This window comes from Seonamhaeicola sp. NFXS20 (assembly GCF_049132085.1).
GTDB lineage: Bacteria > Bacteroidota > Bacteroidia > Flavobacteriales > Flavobacteriaceae > Seonamhaeicola.
This window is the reverse complement of the sequence record NZ_JAFMPU010000014.1, coordinates 1-23682: the sequence shown is the minus strand read 5'-3', so window position 1 is coordinate 23682 and position 23682 is coordinate 1. Positions and strand designations below refer to the sequence as shown.

The window sequence follows — 23682 nt, the reverse complement described above, 5'->3', positions numbered from 1 at the left end:
AAGGCTTTGGGAATTTTTAAATTAATCTATCAATGCATTAATTTTCTCCCACAATTCATCATCAAAAGTAGAAAGTGCAAAATTCTCTTCGCTAGCAGCATCTCCCATTCTAACAATAACTAGCTCTTTGCTTGGTATGATATAAAGTTTTTGGTCATTTTTACCCAAGCCAGCAAACATGTCGTCTGGGGCATTGGGTATAAGTTCGCCACTAAACTCAAATTGGGTTTGCGGCAAATGGTAACTCGCTTTTCCGTTAAGCCACCACATGTAGCCATAGGCTTCATTAATGGTTTGTGAAGTGTTTATAGCTTCGTTTAAATATGTTTCTGGTATAATTTGCTCGTTCTCCCATTTACCATTGGCGTACATAAGCAACCCAAATCTAGCCATACTACGGGTATTACTCCAGTATACATTGGTACTTTCAAATGGCAACCAAAATCCGTTCATGCCAATTTCATCTTTTAGTTTTGTATTAAAATAGTTGTTCCAAGTATCGTTAGTAGCTTGTGCAACCACATCTTGTAATTTTAAAAATACACCATGGTATGCCCAACGTGTTCCAGCATCTGCAAGGTAGTTTAAGTTTTCTGCCGAAATATCATCGTTAGAATCATCTAAACCAGAGGTCATGGTTAGCAGGTGTTTATTAGTAATTAGGTTTTCTTTTTCTAGTGGTGCATTTGTCCAGCCTGTTCCTAAATAATCAGATACTTTATCGTTTAAATTTAAAAAACCTTCATTTTGAGCAATACCTGTAATGGCAGTTGTTAATGTTTTTCCAGCACTTGCCCAATACCAAAGGGTGTTAGCATTATGCTCGTTCATATAAGCTTCAACAACAATTTTTCCGTTGTGGAGTATTATAAAACTTTTGGTGTTAAATTCTTCTAAAAAATCTAATAGTGGCTGAAGTTGATCTTCATTCCACTCTAAGTCGCTTATGGGTTTTGTTTCCCAAGTATCAGAATCTAAAGGAGGAAAATAAATTTCGGTTTCAGTAGTTTCAGTATTTTCATTAGTAACTTCTTCTGTAGAGCAGCTAAACACACTAAAAAGCCCTAAAAATAGTATGTATATTAAGGTTTTCATAAGGTAGATTTGGTAATTAAGACCTTCAAATATATAAAAGGTTTAATTAAGTTGTATCTTTGCGCCCTGATTTATAGAAACGTATGCGTACAAAAACTCTTAAAAAGAACAAGATAAATGTAGTAACCTTAGGTTGCAGTAAAAATGTTTACGATAGCGAAGTGTTGATGGGACAACTTAAAGCTAGTGGTAAAGATGTTGTGCATGAAGAAGAGGGGAATATTGTTGTTATTAACACTTGTGGTTTTATTAATAATGCTAAAGAAGAAAGTGTGAATACTATTCTGGAGTATATGCAAAAAAAGGAAGCAGGCCATGTAGATAAAGTTTTTGTTACTGGTTGCCTTTCAGAGCGTTATAAACCAGATTTAGAAAAAGAAATTCCAGATGTAGACCAATATTTTGGTACAACAGAATTACCAGGATTATTAAAAGCGTTAGGTGCCGATTATAAACACGAGCTTATTGGTGAGCGTTTAACTACTACACCAAAAAATTACGCCTATTTAAAAATTGCTGAAGGTTGTGATCGCCCGTGTAGTTTTTGTGCTATACCTTTAATGCGTGGTAAACACCGCAGTACACCTATTGAAGATTTGGTTACCGAAGCAGAAAAACTGGCAGCAAAAGGTGTAAAAGAACTTATTTTAATAGCTCAAGATTTAACTTACTACGGATTAGATTTATACAAAAAACGAAATTTGGCCGAATTACTTGAAGCCTTAGTAAAGGTTGAAGGTATTGAATGGATTCGTTTGCATTATGCTTTCCCAACAGGGTTCCCTATGGATGTGCTAGATGTAATGAAGCGCGAACCTAAAATTTGTAATTATTTAGATATTCCGTTGCAGCATATTTCAGATACTATATTAAAAAGTATGCGTAGAGGTACTACCAAAGAAAAAACAACTAAACTTATAAATGAGTTTAGAGCAAAAGTGCCAGAAATGTGTATTCGTACAACGTTAATTGTAGGATACCCTGGTGAAACTGAAGCCGATTTTGAAGAGTTAAAACAATGGGTAAAAGCTATGCGTTTTGAACGTTTAGGTTGTTTTACCTATTCGCACGAAGAAAACACTCATGCTTATAATTTAGAAGATGATGTGCCAGAAAATGTAAAAATAGATCGTGCTAACCAAATAATGGAAATACAATCGCAAATTTCCTGGGAACTTAACCAAGCTAAAATAGGGCAGGAGTTTAAAGTTGTTATTGATAGAAAAGAAGGAAATTATTTTGTTGGTAGAACCGAATTTGATTCGCCCGATGTTGATAACGAAGTTTTAATTGATGCCAGTAAAACCTATTTAAAAACAGGCGAATACACCATCGTAAAAATTATTGAAGCCGAAGATTTTGATTTATATGCTGAGGTTGTAAGTTAGAATAATAATGCAGTTAGATAAGTTTTCTAAATTTTTAAAAACACTTAGTTTAAAACCTATTCAAGTACTAGATGCTTCAATAACTTTGTCAAAATATGTTCCCTTAAATCTGTCTGTTACTAATAATAATTTAAAGACTGTTAATGTTGCTTCAATTTCAGAATTAAGTCAGTTTATAAAACATAATATTCTGCAGCAAAAAGGTAAAGTAGCGTTTGGGGGTTATTTAGAAGAACGCAATATTTACAAACGAAGTAACCATTTTAGTAATGCTATCCAAGAACGTAACATTCATTTGGGAACAGACTTATGGAGTGAAGCTAAAACATCAGTTCTTACGCCATTAGATGCTAAAGTACATAGTTTTAAAAACAATACTAATTTTGGCGATTATGGCCCAACAATTATATTAGAGCATACTATTGATGATGCAGTGTTTTATACACTTTACGGGCATTTAAGTTTAGAATCTATTGAAAATTTAAAGGTTGGACAGATTTTTAAACAGGGCGAGCAAATAGCAGCTTTAGGAGACGAGACTGTTAATGGAAATTACCCACCACATTTGCATTTTCAGATTATTAAAGACTTGCAAGGTAATTTTGGCGATTATCCAGGAGTTTGTGCTAAAACGGATTTAGATTTTTATATAAAAAATTGCCCAGACCCTAATTTGCTTTTGAAGTTGTAATTAGCAGTTTATAAGTTGTTTTACATTAATTTATTTTAGAATGAGACTAAAACACACCTTAATTTTAAGGCATGTTTTTGGTTTAGATTTGGCATAATTAAAACTTATACCCTAATGAAATTTGAAATACACTATTTTTAATATCAGGGTTTTCAGTAACTGTTGTTATACCATAATTATATCTTGCTTGAGCAAACAGATTAGAATTAATAGCATACCCCAAACCTAAATTAAGTCCAAAATCAAAGCTAGAAGCATCTGTTTCTGCATCTGGAATTGAACTGTCATTAAACTTAGCTTTGTCATTAACTAAAAATGACATTTGAGGGCCAGCTTCTAAACTAAATTTTTCAGACAAATAGTATTTTGTCATCAAAGGTATTGTTAAGTAATCAACTTTAACTTTTACAGTGTTTTCTGCTTCAGAACCTTGAGTAGAATATAGTAATTCAGGTTGAATGCTAAACGTTTCGTTTAACTTAAATTCTGCAAATCCACCAATATGAAATCCAAAAAGACTATTTCTATCGGCATCACCACCAGTGAAATTAGAAATATTAAGTCCCGTTTTTAACCCTAAATCAATATTTTGAGCTTTAATTGAATTCGATAAACCAAGAATAGTAATAACTGATAATAATAAAAATTTTCTCTTAATTAATATAGTTTTAATTTGTTCCGAAGTACTTTTCAAAAGATATGCCAAATTTTTAAGCTTGATAAGTAACCATGTATAATAAATTTATAATTTGTTTGAATTAAAAGAAAAGAAGTAAGACAGGAACTGTTAATATAATCTTTCAAATTGTCAATTGTTTTGCTGGCAAATAATAGCCTTGTATCTAAGAATAGTAGCGAATTTACATTCTGATTTTTAGGTTTATAACAGGCCTTAAATGTAAAAAAAGCCATAAACGAAGTACAAATTTCGCTATGGCTTAAATGTATTGTTGGCTGTAGTTTTTTATGCAACCTATTAAGTTGAAATTTTACAACTAGGATTAATTAAATGTCCTTTGCTAATTTTCTATAATTGGTTTGTATTTATTCCAATTGTCAATAATTGCCCAAATATTGATGGCTAATAAAATTAATGCTATTGCAATACCTGCTATATCGTGTACCAAATGATGTATAAAAATACCTATTATAACAGGAAGAATTATGATTGCACCTAGGGCCCTTTTTTTTGGAATTGCAATTAGAACTCCACCAATAATTTCGACAATAGCCACAAGTGGAAAAATCCATTTTATAGCCATAAATCCGCCCATTATTTGCATCATTTCTTCAGACATTTCCGGCATTGGCATATAGTTTAAGAATTTGTTTAAACCTGAATTAACCATCATTAATCCGAAAAGAATACATAAAACTGTAAGAATCTTGTTTTTCATTTTATATTGTTGTTATTAATAATATGTCAAAATTAACTATTTTTGATTACCATAAGTAATCAGATACCTATAGGTAATCAGTTACTTGTAGGTAATCAAAAATCAATACTGATGAAAAAGAAAGAACACAAAGAATGTATGTCTGCATTGTTACCTGTAAGGGATACGTTAGATGTAATAGGTGGCAAATGGAAACTTTTAATATTAATTTCAATTTGGGAAGGAAACAAGCATTTTAGAGAAATTGAACGTAGTATTCCAAAATTGAGTACTAAAGTATTGTCAAAGGAATTGAAAGATATGGAAGAAAATCAGTTAATTACAAGAACTGTTTTAAATGGTTTTCCCGTAAGAACAGAATACGCGCCTACAGAGCATTCCAAAACGTTAAAAAAAGTTATTCTTGAATTATATAATTGGGGTGTTAATCACAGGAGAAAAATCTTTGGTGAAAAATCTGAGGTAGTAAGTTCTAATTGAGTCTAATCTGGATTTGGTTTACATTACTCCCAATGAAGTAATATAAGTTATTTTAATTTTTTATGTTTTAAGCTAAACCGATGTTAACATATTACAAAGCTAATATATCTCTATAGATAAAAAATCCCGATAATTTCTTATCGGGATTTTTATTTATGTAGCAATTTATTTAGTCTTCAACTAGAACCCAATCTCCTTTAGCAATTAAAGGTTCGGCTTGTTTGTATTTTAGGGTTTTGTTTTCACCATTTATAACATGTTTTATAGTAACACGATCATTACGCCCTATTTTGGGTTTGTCCCTTACTATGGTTTCTACCACTTGTTGTTGGCGTTGGGTATTACCAGCAGCTCTACTTTCGGCAGCCCGTTCATCTAAATTAGGAATTTCTTCTTTTGTGGTTTGTACCTTTTCTTGTTTTCTGGCACGTGCTTCTTGAATGTTATCTTGTGTTTCTTGAGGTAATTCTCCTTTAAATAAGAATGAAATAACATCTTTATTCACTTGGTCTATCATACTTTTGAACAATTCAAAAGCTTCAAACTTATAAATTAAAAGCGGGTCTTTTTGTTCGTGAACTGCTAATTGTACCGATTGCTTTAACTCATCCATTTTACGTAAATGGGTTTTCCAAGCATCATCAATAATGGCTAGTGTAATGTTCTTTTCAAAATCAGTGATAAGCTGTTTACCATTAGTTTCATAAGCTTTTTCAAGGTCTGTAACCACATTTAAGCTTTTTACACCATCGGTAAATGGTACTACAATACGTTTGTATTTATCACGCTGATTTTCGTAAACATTTTTTATTACCGGGAAAGCAATATCTGCATTGCGTTCCATTTTATTACGGTAGTGCTCAAAAGCGGCTTTGTAAATTTTAGACGTTAATTCTTGCTCAGACAATTTACCGAATTCTTCTTCGGTTATAGGAGAACTCATTGAGAAGTAACGAATTAACTCAAATTCAAAGTTCTTATAATCATTGGCAGCTTTATTGGTTTGCGCTATACCTTCTGATGTATCAAAAATCATGTTTGCTAAATCTACACGAAGACGCTCACCATGTAATGCATGACGACGACGTTTGTAAACAACCTCACGTTGAGCGTTCATAACATCATCATATTCTAACAAACGTTTACGAACTCCAAAGTTGTTCTCTTCAACCTTTTTCTGAGCACGCTCAATAGATTTAGAAATCATGGAATGTTGAATAACTTCGCCTTCTTTTAATCCCATGCGGTCCATCATTTTGGCAATGCGTTCACTACCAAATAAACGCATTAAATTGTCTTCTAATGATACATAGAATTGAGAACTACCCGGATCTCCTTGTCGACCTGCACGACCACGTAACTGGCGGTCTACTCTACGAGAATCATGGCGTTCTGTACCTATAATGGCTAAACCGCCTGCTTTTTTAACTTCATCGGTTAATTTAATATCGGTACCACGACCAGCCATATTAGTAGCAATGGTAACTTGCCCACTTCTACCTGCTTGGTCTACAATTTCGGCTTCTTTTTTATGTTGTTTTGCGTTTAATACGTTATGCGGAATTTTTCTAATGCTTAGCATTTTTCCTAATAACTCTGAAATTTCAACCGAGGTTGTACCAATTAATACAGGGCGACCTGCTTTTGATAATTCTGTAACCTCATCAATTACGGCATTGTATTTTTCGCGTTTTGTTTTGAAAACTAAATCTTCTCGGTCATCACGTGCAATTGGTTTGTTGGTAGGAATTTCAACAACATCAAGTTTGTATATTTCCCAGAACTCTCCAGCTTCTGTAACGGCTGTACCTGTCATACCAGAAAGTTTACGGTACATTCTAAAGTAATTTTGAAGTGTTACGGTAGCAAATGTTTGTGTAGCATCTTCAATTTTTACGTTTTCTTTAGCTTCAATAGCTTGGTGTAAACCGTCAGAATAACGACGACCATCCATGATACGTCCCGTTTGTTCATCAACTATCATAACCTTATTGTCCATCACCACATATTGTGTGTCTTTTTCAAATAATGCATATGCTTTAAGTAATTGATTTAGCGTGTGGATACGTTCTGATTTTACACCAAATTCTTTATAAAGTTCTTCTTTAAGATTGGCTTCTTCTTCTGGAGGTAACCCTTGACTTTCAATTTTTGCAATTTCCATACCTATTTCTGGCATTACAAAGAAATTAGGGTCATCTTTTCCAGATAAGTAATCAACACCTTTATCGGTTAATTCAATTTGATTGTTTTTTTCATCAATTACATAATATAATTCTGCATCAACCTTAGGCATTTCTCGGTTGTTATCTTGCATGTAGAAGTTTTCAGTTTTTTGAAGTAACTGTTTTACGCCTTCTTCAGATAAAAACTTAATAAGTGCTTTGTTTTTTGGCATACCACGGAATACACGAAGTAGTTGGAATCCTCCTTCTTTAGTGTCTCCTTCTTTAATAAGTTTTTTGGCTTCGGCTAAAACCCCTGTTAAATACTTACGTTGTACATTAACAATGTCATCAACTTTGGGTTTTAATTCGTTAAATTCATGGTGATTTCCTTTAGGAATAGGACCAGAAATAATTAAAGGCGTACGTGCATCATCAACTAAAACCGAGTCTACCTCATCAACAATAGCGTAGTGATGTGGGCGTTGTACTAAATCTTCTGGTGAATGTGCCATATTATCACGTAAGTAATCAAAACCAAATTCATTGTTGGTTCCGTAAGTGATATCGGCGTTGTATGCTTTTTTACGAGCCTCTGAGTTTGGTTGATGGTAATCAATACAATCTACACTTAATCCGTGGAATTCAAAAATAGGTGCCATCCACGCACTATCACGTTTTGCTAAGTAATCATTTACTGTTACTAAGTGTACCCCTTTACCAGAAAGCGCATTTAAATATACAGGTAATGTTGCTACAAGCGTTTTACCTTCACCGGTTTGCATTTCTGCAATTTTGCCTTGATGTAGAGCAATACCACCAATTAGCTGTACATCGTAATGTACCATATCCCAAGTGATGGGTTTACCTGCAGCATCCCAAGAATTTGCCCATATAGCATGGTCTCCGTCTAGGGTTACATATGTTTTTTCACCAGAAAGTGTTCTGTCAAACTCATTAGCTTTTACGGTGATTTCTGTATTATTAACAAAGCGTTTTGCAGTTTCTTTAACCACAGCAAAGGCTTCTGGTAAAATATCGTTTAAAACCCCTTCTGTTACTTCATATACATTGTCATGGAGTTTATCTATTTGTTCATAGATATCTTCACGGGCGTCAATATCATCGGTGTTTTCGGCTTCTTTGGTAAGTTTATCTATTTGATTGTTTAAATCTTTGGTGGCTTGAGCAATTTTATTTTTAAACTCAATGGTTTTATTTCTCAGTTCATCATGAGATAATGCTTCTAGTGCAGCCTCAAAGGTTTTTATTTTTTCTACTATTGGCGTTATAGCCTTAACGTCTTGTTTAGATTTGTCTCCTACAAATACTTTTAAGACAGAATTTAAAAAATTCATGATTTAATGTTTTATGTTTACTAGGGTTCCCCTAGGATTCTTAATTACTTTTTAATGTAAACAAATAAAGTAATCAAAGATACATTTTGTTATTATGTTTTGAGTATTACGGGTAAAAAAAAAGCCTCAAACAGAGACTTTTTAACTAATTTTTATGTTTTATTTAATATTCATCTTCATTCCAGAGATAATCTTCGTCTGTTGGGTAGTCAGACCAGATTTCTTCAATAGAATCGTACGAATCTCCTTCGTCTTCAATAGACTGTAAATTTTCTACAACTTCTAATGGTGCACCAGTTCTAATGGCGTAGTCAATTAACTCATCTTTTGTAGCCGGCCATGGCGCATCACTTAAATAAGATGCTAGTTCTAAAGTCCAATACATTTCTTAATACATTTAAATTTTTGCAAAAATAATTTTTTAGTTCAAACGTGCAAGAAAAAATTGCATTATTTAATCATTAATTAAAAGAGCGTATTTTTTATTTGTTAAAAACGTTTAAAAAAAGCTAGAAGTTAGTAGGTTATATCCATGATTTATTTCTTCTCAGGAATCCATTTCACTTCATTAGCTTGTAAGTCATAAGTCAACTTTCGTGCCAATACAAAAAGGTAGTCAGAAAGACGGTTTAAATATATTAAAGGATGGGAGTCTATAGGCTCTATTTCATTGAGAGCTGAGACTAAACGTTCGGCTCTACGGCACACACAGCGCGCAATATGACAGAATGACACGGTTTGATGCCCACCAGGTAAAACAAAATGTGTCATGGGAGGTAAGGCTTTATTCATGGTGTCAATTTCTGTTTCTAAAAGCGCGATATCTTCATCAGAAATTTTATTAATATTTAAACGTTCTTTACCGTTTTTTAAGATTGCTTTTTCTGGGTCTGTGGCTAAAATAGCGCCAACAGTAAAGAGCTTATGTTGAATTTTAATGAGTATGTCTTTGTAATGTTGGTTAATGTTTTGGTCTCTTATTAAGCCAATGTGAGAATTTAATTCGTCAACAGTTCCGTAGCTTTCAATACGTATGTGGTGTTTGGGTACGCGTGTGCCTCCAAATAATGCTGTAGTACCTTTATCGCCTGTTTTTGTGTAGATTTTCATGGTTTGCAAGTTAATAAAGTTTTATGTGAATAGTGAGAAGTGAATAGTGAAAAGTGAATAGTGAAAAGTGAATGGTGAGAAGTGAGAAGTGAATGGTGAAATAGTGAATAGTGAGAGGTGAGTGGTGAGTGGTGAAAAGTGATATGGTGAGAAGTTAAACTCTTATTGTAAAGTGTTCTTTTGCTTGTTCTTTTCTAAAAAATACAAAGCCCCAATGAAATGTATTAATTGTAACGGTAACTTTTGGGTGTTGTTTTATAATTTCCCAAGCTTCTTTCATGTCTTTGCTCCAATAAATATCATCAAAAATAAAAACAGTGTTGTTGTGGGCTTTGGGTAAAAGGGTTTTAAAATAATGTAAGGTTGCTTCTTTTTGGTGATTACCATCAAAGAACACAAAATCATATTTATTGAGGTTTAATTTAGATAAGTGATTAGAAAAATCATCATTTATAATATTAATGTTATTATATGGATTTAATTTTTCTTTAGAAAAAGCAGAAATATTTGGACAACCTTCAATGCTTGTAATTTTAGATTTTGGGTTTCCTAAACTCATAGCTTGGGTTGCAATGCCTAATGACGTACCTAACTCTATAATGGTTTCTGGTTGAAAGTATTTGGTTAGCCTAAATAATAGTTTTGCACGTTTAATACTAGAACCAGATGTTTTAGCTATTTCAGAAATATGTCTTTTATTGGTTTTAGTTTTTCTAGAGCCCGAACCTAGATCTGTAATTTCTAGAACCCGTTTGTTTTTTAAAAGACTTTTTCTGTATTCTTTTATCTGATTATATTCAGGATAATCATTTTTATTATAAAAACATTTGGTAACTAAATTATATACAAAAGGGGAGTGTACACCATGTTGGTTGGTAGATTTAATTAAGAATTTTATGTATTGAATGATTTGATACATTTAAGTTCTAAGTTCTAAGTTCTAAGTTCAAAGCTTAAAGCTATAAGCTATAAGTTTACTGGTTGTTAGTCTTCTAATTTTTCAGAGAGTTCAAACCAACGTTCTTCTTTAGCTTCAATGGTATCTATGATTTTTTGAAGTTCATCAGATAAGGTGTTTATCTCTTCCTGAGTTAAATCTGGATTTAGGAATTTGTCTTCTAACTGTTTTTTATCGTAAGCTAAAGATTTGAGTTTACTTTCAATATTTCTGAGTTCTTTTTCTTCATTAAAAGACAGTTTAGAGGCTTCGTTTTGTTTCCAGGACTGTTTTTCTTTTTTATCTTCTGAAGGCTTAGAGGTTACAGGTTGACTATCTTCATACACTCGATAATCTGTGTAATTACCCGGGAAATCTTCAATTTCGCCTTCGCCTTTAAATACAAACAAGTGGTCTATGACTTTATCCATAAAATAACGGTCATGTGACACCACAATGATGCACCCGGGAAAATCTAATAAGAAGCTTTCTAAAACATTTAGTGTAACAATATCTAAATCGTTGGTAGGCTCATCAAGAATTAAAAAATTTGGATTTTGAATTAGCACGGTACATAAATACAGGCGTTTACGTTCGCCACCACTTAATTTTTCAACAAAATCATATTGTTTTTTTCTACTGAAAAGAAAACGCTCTAATAGTTGTTGTGCACTAATTTGGCGTCCTTTTTTTAAAGGAATATAATCACCAAATTCTCTAATAACATCAATAACTTTTTGTTCTGGTTTTATGGTAATGCCACTTTGTGTATAATAACCAAATTTAACGGTGTCTCCTTTAACTACTTTACCGCCATCTGGCTGTGTTGTTTGTGTTAGAATATTTAAAAAGGTGGTTTTACCAGTACCATTTTTACCAATAATGCCTACGCGTTCGCCTTTTTTAAAGGTATAATTAAAACCTTTTAAAATGGTTTTATTTTCAAATGCTTTAGATACATTATGAAATTCAATAATCTTGCTACCCAAACGCTCCATGTTGAGTTCTAACTGTACTTTATGTTCTTTTCTGCGTTGGTGCGCTCTATGTTTTATATCTTTAAAATCATCTATTCTAGATTTAGATTTAGTGGTACGCGCTTTGGGTTGGCGTCGCATCCAATCTAATTCTTTTTTAAAGAGTTGTTTGGCTTTTCCGGTTTCAATGGCTTCACGTTCTATTCTAGCATCTCGTTTTTCTAAATAATACGAGTAGTTGCCTTTGTAGCTGTAAAGTTTACCATCATCTAATTCTATAATTTCATTACACACACGTTCTAAAAAATAGCGGTCGTGTGTTACCATAAACAGGGTTATATTTTCTTTAGCAAAAAAGGCTTCTAACCATTCAATCATTTCTAAATCTAAATGATTTGTAGGTTCGTCAAGAATTAATAAATCGGGTTTATTAATTAAGGCATTGGCAAGCGATAGTCGTTTTTTCTGTCCGCCAGAAAGTAAACCAACTTTTTGGTTTAAGTTTTCAAGTTTTAACTTAAAAAGTATTTGTTTGTATTGTGTTTCAAAATCCCAAGCATGGTGTTGTTCCATATTTTCAAAAGCCTTTTGATAGGCTTCGGTATCTTCAGGGTTTAAAAGCGCTTGTTCGTAATTTCTAATAACCTCTAAAATGGGATTATCGCTAGCAAAAATAGTTTCTTCAACAGTTAAATTGTTGTCAAACTTAGGGTCTTGAGATAAAAAAGCTACTTTAATATCTTTTCTGTAAATAATATTGCCAGAATCTGCTTGGTCTTCACCAGATAAAATATTTAGAATAGACGTTTTTCCTGTACCGTTTTTGGCAACAAAAGCTATTTTTTGATCTTTATGTACACTAAAAGAAAGGTTTTCAAAGAGCACCAATTCTCCGTAAGATTTCGATATGTTTTCTACAGTTAAATAATTCAAAACCCTGTTTTTTTGCAAATAACGAACAAAAAACTATAAAATCCGAGATGAGTTTTATTATTCATGATGAAAAGCTATATTTGTGATATCTCAAAATCACTAATTAGTGATATCTCAAACCACTTTGAATGAAACATTACTTTTTGCTTTTTATCATATTCTTTATTTTTTTGTTCTCTTCATGTATTACTAATAAAGATGTTGTATATCTTCAAGAAAAAGGTACTTTAGCCAATGATTCTTTACAAATAGAAGCGCTATCAAAACCTTATAGAGTACAAGTAAATGATATTTTAAGTATTAATGTAAAAGCTTTAGATGAAGAGTTGGTTAGCATTTTTAACCCTGTTGAAACTACGGCTACTAGCGGTGGGCAACAAGGGCAATCATCGCTTTATTTTAATGGTTTTACGGTAGATTTACATGGCAATATTAAATTTCCAATTTTAGGAGAAATAAATGTTTTAGGCTATACCATTAAAGAGATTGAAGAACAAGTAAAAAACGAACTATTAAAGCAGTACTTTAAAGAAACTGCTGAAATTTTTGTAACCGTAAAACTTGCAGGATTACGTTATACCGTAACAGGAGAAGTAGGCGGAACCGGTGTTTATACTTTATACCAAGATAGAGTGAATATAATTGAAGCCCTTGCTAATGCTGGCGATATTAAAAATACGGGTGATAGAACAGACGTTTTGGTTATTAGGCAATATCCAAATGGGCAACAAATTCATCATATAGATTTAACAGATGTAGCGGCTATGAAATCGCCTTACTATTATATACAACCCAATGATATGATTTTGGTAAAGCCATTAAAGCGTAAAGCTTTAGGAGCAGGAGAAACGGCCTCTCAAACCATTACCACTATAGCATCTATATTTTCAGTTTTAGTATCTACTTATTTTTTAACTCGAAACCTATAATAAATTTATGAATGACGAGTTTGAAATATCAGAATCTGGTTCAAATTTCGATATAAAGAAATTTTTATTCAGAGCTCTAAGCTACTGGAAGTTGTTTGTAATACTACTTGCCGTAGCCATTTTTTACGTGTATCAAAAAAATATAAGAGAAGAGTTTTCATATCGTCTTAGTACAAAAATTTCGGTTGAAGATGATAGCAATCCGCTGTTTACCTCTAATGCTAGTTTAACTTTTAACTGGGGAGGTGTTACTGCTAAGGTACAAACTATGGTAGTTACATTAAAATCGCGTTCGCACCATGAAAAAGTAGTAGAGCGTTTAGAGTTTTATAAAAGTTATTTAAAACAGGGGCGATTTAGAAAACAAGACATTTATAAATCGGCGCCTTTTAGATTTCATCACGATTATAATTTTTCTCAACTTATAGGAAATCCTATAAAAATAACTTTTTTAGATGAAGACTCTTTTGAATTAGAAGTTGAATTTGCAAGCCAAACGGCTTCAACACAAAACTATGTCTCTAAAAAAATAAATACGGTTGATGTATCTCCGGGTATTTTTAAAAAGCAATTTAAAATAGGAGCTCCTATAGAATTACCATTTTTAAAAGGTACTTTAGTTTTAGCAGAGAACAGAACAGTAAGTTCTGGAGCAAGTTATTTTATTCAATTTAATAATTTTGATGGTGTGGTAGCTAGTTATAAAGGGCGTACTTCGGTTTCTAACCCTGCTAGTTCTCCTATACTCGATATATCTTTAATAGATAAGAATACAGAAAAAATAGTAGATTATTTAAATACCGTTGTTGCTGTTTTAAGAGAAGACCAATTAAATAGAAAAAACCAATACGCTACCAATGCCATTAAGTTTATAGATGAGCAGATATCTAGAGTTAAAACCGAGTTGAGTAAAAATGCCGAAGATTTAAATGATTACAGAAAGAAGAATAAAATATTTAGCTTAGATAATGAAAGCGTTATATTAAACGAAAAACTTACCGAGTTAGATGCTGAGAAAGACAATATAAATAGGCAACTTAATTATTATGCTAACTTAAAAAACTATTTAGCCACCAGCAGTTCATTTACAGAAATTCCAGCGCCATCTATAGCAGGTATAAGTGATGGTAATATTTTAAACAATGTGTCTAAAATTAATGAACTTTCGGTTCAAAAGTCTAAACTTCAATACTCTGTACGTAGTGATGCTTCTATTTTTAACGATTTAAACAGACAAATAGAAGGTTTAAAAAATGTATTGCTTGAAAATATAAGTGCTGCTACCGATGTTTTAAAACGAGAGGCTAAACTAGTAAATAGTAAATTAAGTAGTGTAGAGTCTCAGTTTAGCAAATTACCAGAAGACCAACAGCGATTAATAACTATAGAGCGTCAATACTCATTAAGTGAACAAACTTATAATGTGTTTTTAGCTAAACGGGGCGAAGCAGAAATAATAAAGGCTTCTAACGTGTCAGATATTTTAATAATAGATTCGGCCAAAAACACAGGTGCCCAAGTATTGGGTAGAAACTTAAATATTAGATATGTTTTTGCCTTTTTTGCAGCTTTATTAGTACCGTTGTTATTGGCTTTTATCTTTACTTTTTTAGATAATAACATTCAGAACCCTATGGATGTAGAGCAATTGTCTCCCATTCCAATTTTAGGTGTTATAGGTAAAAATCCGTTAGATAATAATTTAATTGTTCACAGAAAACCAAAATCTGCAGTAGCAGAGGCATTTAGGTCTATTAGGTCTAACCTTCAATACTTTTATAAATCTCAACATTTAGAAGGTGCTAAAACGCTTTTAGTAACCTCATCGGTTAGTGGAGAAGGTAAAACCTTTTGTTCTATAAACATAGCAACTGTTTTTGCATTAAGCGGAAAAAAGACAGTGCTTGTAGGCTTAGATTTAAGAAAGCCTAAGATTTTTGGCGACTTTAATATAAAAAACGACGTTGGGGTTGTTAATTATTTAATTGGGCAAGAAACATTAAAAGCTGTGGTTCAAAAGACCGATGTTGAATTTTTAGATGTTATTACCTCGGGGCCTATTCCTCCTAATCCAGGAGAACTACTTATAAGTCCTAAATTAAGTGAGTTGATAGGTGAATTAAAAAAACAATACGATTACATTGTTCTAGATACACCACCAATGGGCTTAGTGGCAGATGCTTTAGAGTTGTTTGATTTTGTAGATACCTCTTTATATATGGTTAGGCAAGATTACACCAAAAAAGGAATGCTTAATTTTATAAACGAAAAATATAGAACTAAACAAATACAAAATATTAGTCTTGTTTATAATAGCTATGACCAAAAAGCTAAATATGGTTATGGTTACGGTTATGGTTACGGCTATGGCTATGGTTATGGTAATTATGCTAATGGTTATCATGAGGATACAAAAACAAAATCAGGATTATTAGCTAGATTAAAATCAATTTTTAAGAAATAAATTACTAACATTTTAAATTTTTGAGTAAGCATCATACAAACGAGTGGTTATTTACAATTTCCTCTAAACGCAAATTGATAGATTTAAATTTTAAGGAAGTTTGGAGGTATAGAGATTTGTTGCTGCTCTTTGTAAAACGAGATATAGTAACGGTTTACAAGCAAACTATTCTTGGACCTTTATGGTATTTAATAGAGCCGTTATTTACCTCTATAATTTTTACTTTAATTTTTAATAACGTAGCCAATATATCTACAGGAACTGTACCTCCGTTTTTATTTAATTTGGCAGGTATTACCATTTGGAATTATTTTAAAGTATGTTTTATGTCAACCTCCAATACCTTTTCGGCTAATGCCGGTATTTTTGGTAAGGTTTATTTTCCGCGTATTATAGTGCCTTTATCGGTGGTTATTTCAAACTTATTAAAGTTTGGTATTCAGTTGCTTGTTTTTGCAGGTTTCTACATATATTATTACAATCAAGGTGCTGAAATTTCTTTAAATAAACATACTTTTTTATTCCCTTTAATTATCATTATTATGGGCGTTTTAGGTTTAGGTTTAGGGATGATTATTTCTTCACTAATAACAAAATACAGAGATTTAAGGGTTTTAATTGGGTTTGGGTTGCAACTACTTATGTATGTTTCGGCGGTAATGTATCCTGTTTCTTTTTTTAAAGAACAACTCCCTAACTATGTATGGATTGTAGAATATAACCCGTTAACTTTTGTTATAGAAAGTGTTAGGTATATGTTGTTAAGTACCGGTAGTTTTAATATCGATATGTTTATTTATACACTGTTTGTTACCCTAGTGATATTTTTTATTGGAATGATTATATTTAATAAAACAGAAAAGAATTTTATTGATACGGTTTAGAGAGGTGAGTAGTGAGAGGTGAATAGTGAATAGTGAATGGTGAATAGTGAATGGTGAATAGTGAATAGTGGGTGGTGAATAGTTAGTGGTGAATAGTGAATAGTATTAGTTTGTTATGGATCATAAAGATTTGGATGTTTGGAAGAAGAGTATGGATTTGGTTGAGCTTGTTTATAGTTTAACTTCTGAGTTTCCTCCTGATGAAAAATATGGTTTGGTAAGTCAAATGAGAAGAGCTGCAGTGTCTATTCCTTCTAATATAGCTGAAGGTACTGCAAGAAAAGGTGATAAAGAATTGCTTCAGTTTTTAATGATTTCTATTGGCTCCTTATCAGAATTAGAAACACAGTACTTAATTGCGGTAAGATTAGAGTTTGTTGAAAAACATAATGATTTTGAGTGTATGCTTATGGAATGTAAACGCTTACTTTTGGGGTTTAGGAATTATTTGGTTGGTAAGAAGTGAATGGTTAGTAGAGAGAAGTGAATAGTGAGAAGTGAATGGTGAGAGGTGAATGGTGAGAAGTGAATGGTGAGTAGTGAGAAGTGAATGGTGAAGATTTATAGTATTTAGCGTTGGTAATATAAAAAAGAATAAAAAATTATAGTGATACAATTTACGTTTCATTAATAATGATTCACTAAATAATGAGTGATATAATATTAAAAGTTGAAAATTTAAGTAAGCAATATCGGCTAGGTGTTATTGGTACGGGTACCGTTAAAGATGATTTAAAACGGTGGTGGTATGGCGTGAGAGGTAAACCAGATCCGTTTCAAAAGATAGGCGAGGAGAATGATAGAACTGCTAAAGCTAAATCTAATTATGTATGGGCTTTAAAGGATATTAATTTTGAAGTAAAACAAGGCGAAGTATTAGGTATTATTGGTAAAAACGGTGCGGGTAAATCTACGTTGCTTAAAATACTCTCTAAAATAACAAGTCCAACAACAGGTTGCGTAAAATCTAAAGGCACTGTAGCGTCTCTTTTAGAAGTAGGTACAGGGTTTCATGCCGAACTTACAGGTAGAGAAAACATATACCTTAATGGTGCTATCTTAGGGATGACTAAAAAGGAAATAGCCTCTAAAATAGATGAAATTATAGAGTTTAGCGGTTGTGAACGTTATATAGACACCCCTGTAAAGCGTTATTCTTCGGGTATGACAGTAAGGTTAGCCTTTGCGGTAGCTGCTTTTTTAGAACCCGATATTTTAATTATAGATGAGGTTTTGGCTGTTGGTGATGCCGAATTTCAGAAAAAAGCTATTGGGAAAATGCAAGATATTAGCAGAGGTGGGGGTAGAACGGTTTTGTTTGTTAGTCATAATATGGCAGCGGTTAAAAAATTATGTACTCGGGCTGTAATTTTAGAAAATGGTATAGTTACTTATAAAGGGGAGGTTAATAAAGTAGTTGAAAAATATTTATCTAATGATTCGGAAAACAATTTTATTTATGAAAATAATGATTTTGATATAACCAAATCATCTATTAAATCAATTAAAGTTTTTACTAGTACAGGAGGTAAGATTCATGATTTTAACGAAGATTTAGAGGTTCAAATTGAAGTATATTGTAATCAGGAAATAAAGCAAGCAGCTGTGTCGTATCAAATTCTTAATTTTGATAATATTCCTGTAATTCATGAGCTAATTTTAAGCAAAGAAGTAGAATTTGGAAAGAAAAAAGGTTTTTTTAAGTTAACATCTAAAATTAGAAAAATAAAGCTATATCAAGGGGTATATAAGCTTAATGTTTATTTTGCCGATAATTATACCAAAGTTAAATTAGATGAAAAAATTGAAGTTTGTTATTTTGATATAATAAATAAGAATAAAAGACCATATTATTGGCAAGCAGGTTCAGCTATATATAAAGAAGACCATACAAGTTGGCAGTTATCATACAAAGAATGAAAAAAATAATAAGTCCTTTATTTCCTGAAAATAGTAGAGTTGAATTAGAAGAAACATTTAAGTCTGAAAAAATAATTTCTTTATATAGTAGTTTAAATATTGATGTTTCAAGATTTTTTCCGGATAAGGAAGTAAACTTATACAAATGCAAAAATACAGGATATAGATTCTATTATCCATATTCAACAATAGGAGACGCGGAGTTTTATGAAGACTTATCAAAAAACAGGAAGAACTATTATTCAGAAAGATGGGAACACAAAGAGTCGCTTAAATATATAGGCTTAAATAAAAAAGTTTTAGAAATTGGTTCAGGTTTTGGGGCGTTTTTAAACATGTTGAAATCTAAAAATATTACAGGTAAAGGTTTAGAATTAAACCCGCATGCTGTATTAACATGTAAAGAAAATGACTTAGATATAGAACAAAAGCTTATACAAGAACTAATAGAAGAACAAAAAGAAACCTTTGATGTAGTGTGCTTTTTTCAAGTTTTAGAGCATATACCTAAGGTTCATGATTTTTTAGAGTCGGCTATAAAGGCATTAAAACCAGGCGGAAAATTAATAATAGGGGTTCCAAACAACAATCCGTATTTATTTAAGTACGATAAACTTCATACGCTTAACTTACCACCACACCATGCTGGGTTATGGAACAAAAAATCTTTACTATCACTTGAAAAAGTTTTTCCTTTAAAACTAGAAGCTATAAAGTTTGAACCTATAAGTTTGAATTATGACTATTATTTAAATGTTATATTAAACCAATCTAATAATGTTTTTGAAAGAATCGTATATCGTATATTAAATAAACTAGCATCAAGTATATTAAAAAAACTAATATGTAAATTCCATAAAGGAAGAAATGTTTTAGCAGTTTATTCTAAACTATAGTATTATGGATGGTTTTATAGATATAGCTTTTGATAAGGGTAATTTAGATAGGTATTATATAAGAACATCTATACTAAAAGCATTAAATATAGTTATACCTCAATTATCTGGAAATCTACTAGATATTGGTTGTGGTAAAATGCCTTATAAAAATTATATTTTAGAACATTCTGAAGTAAAAACATATATTGGACTGGATATTGAAAATGCTTTAATGTATGATGCAACTATAAAACCAGATGTGACTTGGGATGGTAAAACAATGCCTTTTGAAAAAGAAAGTTTTGACTGTGCCTTTGGAACAGAGGTTTTAGAGCATTGTCCTGAACCAGAAATTGTTTTAAAAGAAGTATATAGGGTTTTAAAACCAGGAGGTATTTTCTTTTTTACAGTCCCTTTTTTGTGGAATTTACATGAAGTGCCACACGATGAATATAGGTACACGCCTTTTTCTTTACAACGTCATTTAGAACATGTAGGTTTTAATAATATTGAAATCAAAGCTACAGGGGGGTGGCATGCTTCAATGGCGCAAATGTTAGGTTTATGGGTTAGAAGAAGTGATATGCCAAATTTTAAAAGAGATGTTTTATCTTCTTTAATAAAACCATTTATGAGCTATTTAATTAAGATAGATAAACCTGAGCTAATTAATTTTAAAGAAGGGCAAATGGTAACAGGTTTATATGGTATTGCAAAAAAATGAAACAAAAACAATTAAACATAGCCATTTTTACTCCTAGTCAGAATCCATATTCTGAAACCTTTATTCAAGCTCATAAAAAGCATTTAAAGGGTCGTGTTTTTTATTATTATGGTATGGGGGCTCATATTCAATTAGAAGGAGGTGGGCGTTTAATGCCTGTTAGTCTTTGTAAGTTTTATCGTATTTATGAAAAGCTTTTTAAAAAAGGAAAGGCGTATTTATGGCACAAGCGTTTGCTATACAGTTTAAAAAAAAATAAAATTGATGTTGTGTTGGTAGAATATGGTACCCATGCGCATCATTTATACAACGTTTTAAAAACTTCAAAAATACCAACGGTAGTCCATTTTCATGGTTATGATGCTAGTATTAAAAGTATTATAGAATCTTGTAATTATTATAAAGAAGTTTTTAGTTTTTCTAAAGCTATAGTGGTTGTATCTAATGTTATGAAACAGGCCTTGTTAGAAATAGGGTGTCCTAAAAGTAAACTGGTATATAATGCTAATGCTCCACAGCATGAATTTGAAACCGTAACACCAGATTTTTCTAAAAAACAGTTTTTATTTGTTGGTAGATTTACCGATAAAAAAGCACCCTATTATACTATCATGGCTTTTAATAAGGTTTTAAAAAAGCATCCAGATGCTACATTGTTAATGGCTGGTGATGGCGTGCTTCTTAATACCTGTAAAAACTTAGTAAACTATTTAAACATCGCTCAAAATGTTACATTTTTAGGTGTTATTACACCAGAAACATATAGTGATTTGTTACGAGAATCTTTGGCATTTGTGCAACATTCTGTTACGGCTTCTAATGGCGATATGGAAGGTACTCCGTTAGCTGTTTTAGAAGCTAGTGTAGCAGGTTTGCCGGTAATTTCAACCTACCATGCAGGAATCCCTGATGTTATTAAACATGGTGAAACGGGTTTGTTGAGTGATGAACATGATGTGGAAACCATGGCGAATCACATGTGTAAGGTGTTAGATGATTTAGATTATGCTAAACAATTGGGGTGTGCTGGTAAAATTTATATAAAAAAACATTTTAGTTTACAAAGGCATATTGATGGTTTGCAGGAGGTTTTGAATAGTGAGAGGTGAATAGTGAGAAGTGAGTGGTGAATAGTGAATGGTGAGAGGTGAATAGTGAATAGTTAGTGGTGAATGGTGAATGGTGAGGGGTGAGTAGTGATTGGTACTGGTTTTAAAGGTTTAATTTGATTTGGGGGACTTCGACGGGACTTCGACAAGCTCAGTCTGACAGGAAGGACTTCGACAGGCTCAGTCTGACATTTGGGCTTTGATGGGGCTTCGACAAGCTCAGTCTGACACAGCTCAGTCTGACAGGAAGGACTTCGACGGGCTCAGTCCTAAAGGCTCAGTCCTAAAGGCTCAGTCTGATATGGTGAATTTGGTGAGGGAAATGAAACAATAAAATAAATAATTGGTTAGTTAAGTGTGTCAAGCTGAGCTTGTCGAAGCTGAGCTTGACGAAGCTTATCAAGAAACGTAAAAAATAATGAAAAGTTTTTTTGTTTACATCGTTAAATGTAAAGATGATTCATTTTATACTGGGTTTACAAATAATCTTGATCGGAGATTATATGAACATAATGCGGGAATCGATAAAAATGCTTATACTTATAAAAGACGCCCTGTAGCGTTGGTTTGGTATGAAATGTTTACAGACCCTTCTCAAGCTATTATGTTTGAGAAAAAAATAAAAGGATGGAGTAGAAGAAAAAAACAAGCATTGATTGATGGCGATTGGAATCGGTTGGTGCGATATTCTAAAAATTATACGGAATATGGTAAGGGTGAAGATGATTAGATATGGAGGGGGACTTCGACGGGACTTCGACAGGACTTCGACAAGCTCAGTCTGACAGGAAGGACTTCGGCAGGACTTCGACAAGCTCAGTCCTAAAGGCTCAGTCTGACGCAGCTCAGTCCTAAAGGCTTAGTTTGATAATTATAAAACAAAAAACGGATGCTTGTGCATCCGTTTTTTTGGGGTATAACAACACCTTTTCTAAATAATTTCAATGAGTTGTAGCGCATTGAATGTACCATTATTAAGTGGGTATTGTACGCTATTAATCTCTTGAAAAAATGCTACTTTTAAAAAGAAAAAGTTTTGTCCAGACCCTGTGGCAGGTGTTGGTGGTGTTAATGTTACAGTGGTAGCTGTTCCATTAATAGGTAGGTTTACCACTGGACTCATTTGTAAGTCTTTGGTGTTGGTTTCTAAGTCTAAATTTAAAAACGCACTATTAAAGCTTACATGTGTAGCACCAACAGGTACTGCTAATTGTTGGTTTGGTACAAAATTGGTTATAACAATTTCTCCAGATGAGGTATCTAAACTGTATTCTGCTAATAACACACTTTCTAGATTAGCATTTGTATTAAAGTTAAAGCCTTTTAACCAAGCTTTACCAAGGGGTGTTGTGAGTCCGTTGGCTACATTGCGTAGGCCTCTTGCCGAGGTTAGGTCTTCGTTTTTAACTTTACTGAGTACTTTGGTAAGTCTAGATGTAATTTGGTTATCTTTAGCATCGGCCATAAGGCTGCTAATAGCGCGCCTTATATGCTTGCCACTACTAGCAGTGTTACCAAATTCAGACAGGTTTTCGCGTGTTCTCGCAAAATTAGGGTCGTTTAAAATACGGTTTTTATTAACGCCGCCTTTATTACGTACGTAGTAACCGTCTTTTCCTTTGTAGAAGGTTACATCTCCAATAGTCCCTTCTACTTTAAATATTGAGCTGTATTTAGCCATAATTTAAAAAAATTATGTATAACATTACTATTTTTGTTATACGGTTAAACAAAAAATTCTCTATTAAAAACTATTAGAACTATTAGCTTTTACATGTGCACCTGTAATGCTAGGTTTCAATAGTTTTTTAATTTGATACCGTAAAAATATTGTGAAAATAAACTGCTATTTTTTTAAGTTCTGTATTATGCCGGTTTAAGGCGTTTATTTCTTGTATTGTGTTTTTTCTTCTTTTTTAAGGTTTAAAAGTGCCTTTTTGTTCCGTGTTATTTATGTAAACAATTGTTTTTCAGTGATTTGTAAAAAGTGATTTTTTGTGTCCTTTTTTTAAAGATGCCTTTGTGTTTATTTAGTATGGCTTTATAGGATTACCATAGGGTATCCATAGGACATCCATAGGGTATCTATAGGGTTGGTGTTAAGTGAGTAGTGAGATGACCCGTCCTAAAATAGCTATACAGGTTAATAAATAAATCCTGATATAATTATACAACTCTTTTTCTTAATCCTAAAATGCCTGTACAGGCATTTTAGGATTATTATATGTCTGATAGTTTTTCCA

At 32.4% G+C, this 23682-nt stretch carries 21 protein-coding genes; 12 read left to right on the top strand and 9 right to left on the bottom strand.

The genetic code is table 11. The features are described 5' to 3' along the window. Positions 1-21: 21 nt before the first annotated feature. Positions 22-1095, bottom strand: coding sequence for a serine hydrolase domain-containing protein (locus J1D01_RS15625; protein WP_421151502.1), 1074 nt, complete (start codon positions 1093-1095; stop codon positions 22-24). Positions 1096-1178: 83 nt separating this feature from the next. On the opposite strand from J1D01_RS15625, the gene rimO reads away from it, so the two are divergent. Both rimO and J1D01_RS15615 read left to right on the top strand, forming a co-directional pair. Next, positions 1179-2483, top strand: a complete 1305-nt coding sequence (gene rimO / locus J1D01_RS15620; protein WP_421151501.1) for a 30S ribosomal protein S12 methylthiotransferase RimO — start codon at positions 1179-1181, stop codon at positions 2481-2483. 7 nt (positions 2484-2490) lie between these two features. Next, on the top strand, positions 2491-3174 hold the full coding sequence (locus J1D01_RS15615; protein ID WP_421151500.1) for a peptidoglycan DD-metalloendopeptidase family protein: 684 nt from the start codon (positions 2491-2493) through the stop codon (positions 3172-3174). A 97-nt stretch (positions 3175-3271) separates the two neighbouring features. Here J1D01_RS15615 and J1D01_RS15610 read toward each other — a convergent pair whose 3' ends face one another. Together J1D01_RS15610 and J1D01_RS15605 are read right to left on the bottom strand one after the other, a co-directional pair. Further along, a complete protein-coding gene (locus J1D01_RS15610; RefSeq protein ID WP_421151499.1) occupies positions 3272-3868 on the bottom strand; it encodes a porin family protein in 597 nt (198 codons plus the stop codon). A gap of 325 nt (positions 3869-4193) precedes the next feature. Next, on the bottom strand, positions 4194-4571 hold the full coding sequence (locus tag J1D01_RS15605) for a DoxX family protein (protein WP_421151498.1): 378 nt from the start codon (positions 4569-4571) through the stop codon (positions 4194-4196). Positions 4572-4613: 42 nt separating this feature from the next. Between J1D01_RS15605 and J1D01_RS15600 the strand changes: the two genes are divergently transcribed. Beyond that, positions 4614-5051: a winged helix-turn-helix transcriptional regulator gene (locus J1D01_RS15600; RefSeq protein WP_421151497.1), complete on the top strand. Its 438-nt coding sequence runs from the start codon at positions 4614-4616 to the stop codon at positions 5049-5051. A gap of 169 nt (positions 5052-5220) precedes the next feature. Here the strand turns inward: J1D01_RS15600 and secA are convergent, their stop codons facing one another. From secA to J1D01_RS15575, 5 genes are all read right to left on the bottom strand, one after another. Beyond that, positions 5221-8574: a preprotein translocase subunit SecA gene (secA, locus tag J1D01_RS15595; RefSeq protein WP_421151496.1), complete on the bottom strand. Its 3354-nt coding sequence runs from the start codon at positions 8572-8574 to the stop codon at positions 5221-5223. Positions 8575-8737: 163 nt separating this feature from the next. Beyond that, positions 8738-8959, bottom strand: coding sequence for a DUF2795 domain-containing protein (locus tag J1D01_RS15590; protein ID WP_019387375.1), 222 nt, complete (start codon positions 8957-8959; stop codon positions 8738-8740). 152 nt (positions 8960-9111) lie between these two features. Further along, positions 9112-9684, bottom strand: a complete 573-nt coding sequence (locus J1D01_RS15585; protein ID WP_372937388.1) for a cob(I)yrinic acid a,c-diamide adenosyltransferase — start codon at positions 9682-9684, stop codon at positions 9112-9114. 154 nt (positions 9685-9838) lie between these two features. After that, positions 9839-10603 carry an O-methyltransferase gene (locus J1D01_RS15580; protein ID WP_372937389.1) on the bottom strand — a complete coding sequence of 255 codons (765 nt, stop codon included), beginning with the start codon at positions 10601-10603 and terminating at the stop codon, positions 9839-9841. A gap of 65 nt (positions 10604-10668) precedes the next feature. After that, complete coding sequence (locus tag J1D01_RS15575) at positions 10669-12531, bottom strand: ABC-F family ATP-binding cassette domain-containing protein (RefSeq protein WP_421151495.1); 1863 nt, start codon at positions 12529-12531, stop codon at positions 10669-10671. Between the two features lie 128 nt (positions 12532-12659). Here J1D01_RS15575 and J1D01_RS15570 point away from each other — a divergent pair, with 128 nt between their 5' ends. From J1D01_RS15570 to J1D01_RS15530, 9 genes are all read left to right on the top strand, one after another. Then, positions 12660-13460, top strand: a complete 801-nt coding sequence (locus J1D01_RS15570) for a polysaccharide biosynthesis/export family protein (protein WP_421151494.1) — start codon at positions 12660-12662, stop codon at positions 13458-13460. A gap of 7 nt (positions 13461-13467) precedes the next feature. Then, positions 13468-15924 (top strand): polysaccharide biosynthesis tyrosine autokinase, encoded by a 2457-nt coding sequence (locus tag J1D01_RS15565; protein ID WP_421151493.1) that lies wholly within the window; start codon positions 13468-13470, stop codon positions 15922-15924. Between the two features lie 20 nt (positions 15925-15944). Then, on the top strand, positions 15945-16808 hold the full coding sequence (locus J1D01_RS15560; protein WP_421151492.1) for an ABC transporter permease: 864 nt from the start codon (positions 15945-15947) through the stop codon (positions 16806-16808). A gap of 115 nt (positions 16809-16923) precedes the next feature. Next, positions 16924-17274, top strand: coding sequence for a four helix bundle protein (locus tag J1D01_RS15555; protein WP_372937971.1), 351 nt, complete (start codon positions 16924-16926; stop codon positions 17272-17274). Positions 17275-17456: 182 nt separating this feature from the next. After that, positions 17457-18728 (top strand): polysaccharide ABC transporter ATP-binding protein, encoded by a 1272-nt coding sequence (locus J1D01_RS15550; protein ID WP_421151491.1) that lies wholly within the window; start codon positions 17457-17459, stop codon positions 18726-18728. Further along, on the top strand, positions 18725-19624 hold the full coding sequence (locus tag J1D01_RS15545; protein ID WP_421151490.1) for a class I SAM-dependent methyltransferase: 900 nt from the start codon (positions 18725-18727) through the stop codon (positions 19622-19624). The genes J1D01_RS15550 and J1D01_RS15545 overlap by 4 nt, the downstream gene beginning before the upstream one ends. Before the next feature lie 4 nt (positions 19625-19628). Beyond that, entirely contained in the window at positions 19629-20330 is a 702-nt protein-coding gene (locus J1D01_RS15540; RefSeq protein WP_421151489.1) for a class I SAM-dependent methyltransferase, read from the top strand. Next, complete coding sequence (locus J1D01_RS15535) at positions 20327-21439, top strand: glycosyltransferase family 4 protein (RefSeq protein WP_421151488.1); 1113 nt, start codon at positions 20327-20329, stop codon at positions 21437-21439. Before J1D01_RS15540 ends, J1D01_RS15535 begins: the two co-directional genes overlap by 4 nt. A 418-nt stretch (positions 21440-21857) precedes the next feature. Continuing rightward, positions 21858-22169: a GIY-YIG nuclease family protein gene (locus tag J1D01_RS15530; protein WP_421151487.1), complete on the top strand. Its 312-nt coding sequence runs from the start codon at positions 21858-21860 to the stop codon at positions 22167-22169. Positions 22170-22370: 201 nt separating this feature from the next. On the opposite strand, the gene J1D01_RS15525 is transcribed toward J1D01_RS15530, so the two are convergent. Continuing rightward, complete coding sequence (locus J1D01_RS15525) at positions 22371-23120, bottom strand: hypothetical protein (protein WP_421151486.1); 750 nt, start codon at positions 23118-23120, stop codon at positions 22371-22373. Positions 23121-23682: the final 562 nt, after the last annotated feature.

Bases quoted from the DNA above. Each gene is read 5' to 3' on its own strand.
- J1D01_RS15535 (WP_421151488.1), top strand. From the start codon at position 20,327: ATGAAACAAAAACAATTAAACATAGCCATTTTTACTCCTAGTCAGAAT.
- J1D01_RS15585 (WP_372937388.1), bottom strand. From the start codon at position 9,684: ATGAAAATCTACACAAAAACAGGCGATAAAGGTACTACAGCATTATTT.
- J1D01_RS15570 (WP_421151494.1), top strand. From the start codon at position 12,660: ATGAAACATTACTTTTTGCTTTTTATCATATTCTTTATTTTTTTGTTC.
- J1D01_RS15565 (WP_421151493.1), top strand. From the start codon at position 13,468: ATGAATGACGAGTTTGAAATATCAGAATCTGGTTCAAATTTCGATATA.
- J1D01_RS15605 (WP_421151498.1), bottom strand. From the start codon at position 4,571: ATGAAAAACAAGATTCTTACAGTTTTATGTATTCTTTTCGGATTAATG.
- J1D01_RS15545 (WP_421151490.1), top strand. From the start codon at position 18,725: ATGAAAAAAATAATAAGTCCTTTATTTCCTGAAAATAGTAGAGTTGAA.
- secA (WP_421151496.1), bottom strand. From the start codon at position 8,574: ATGAATTTTTTAAATTCTGTCTTAAAAGTATTTGTAGGAGACAAATCT.
- J1D01_RS15540 (WP_421151489.1), top strand. From the start codon at position 19,629: ATGGATGGTTTTATAGATATAGCTTTTGATAAGGGTAATTTAGATAGG.
- J1D01_RS15530 (WP_421151487.1), top strand. From the start codon at position 21,858: ATGAAAAGTTTTTTTGTTTACATCGTTAAATGTAAAGATGATTCATTT.
- J1D01_RS15625 (WP_421151502.1), bottom strand. From the start codon at position 1,095: ATGAAAACCTTAATATACATACTATTTTTAGGGCTTTTTAGTGTGTTT.
- rimO (WP_421151501.1), top strand. From the start codon at position 1,179: ATGCGTACAAAAACTCTTAAAAAGAACAAGATAAATGTAGTAACCTTA.
- J1D01_RS15525 (WP_421151486.1), bottom strand. From the start codon at position 23,120: ATGGCTAAATACAGCTCAATATTTAAAGTAGAAGGGACTATTGGAGAT.
- J1D01_RS15555 (WP_372937971.1), top strand. From the start codon at position 16,924: ATGGATCATAAAGATTTGGATGTTTGGAAGAAGAGTATGGATTTGGTT.
- J1D01_RS15580 (WP_372937389.1), bottom strand. From the start codon at position 10,603: ATGTATCAAATCATTCAATACATAAAATTCTTAATTAAATCTACCAAC.
- J1D01_RS15615 (WP_421151500.1), top strand. From the start codon at position 2,491: ATGCAGTTAGATAAGTTTTCTAAATTTTTAAAAACACTTAGTTTAAAA.
- J1D01_RS15550 (WP_421151491.1), top strand. From the start codon at position 17,457: ATGAGTGATATAATATTAAAAGTTGAAAATTTAAGTAAGCAATATCGG.
- J1D01_RS15590 (WP_019387375.1), bottom strand. From the start codon at position 8,959: ATGTATTGGACTTTAGAACTAGCATCTTATTTAAGTGATGCGCCATGG.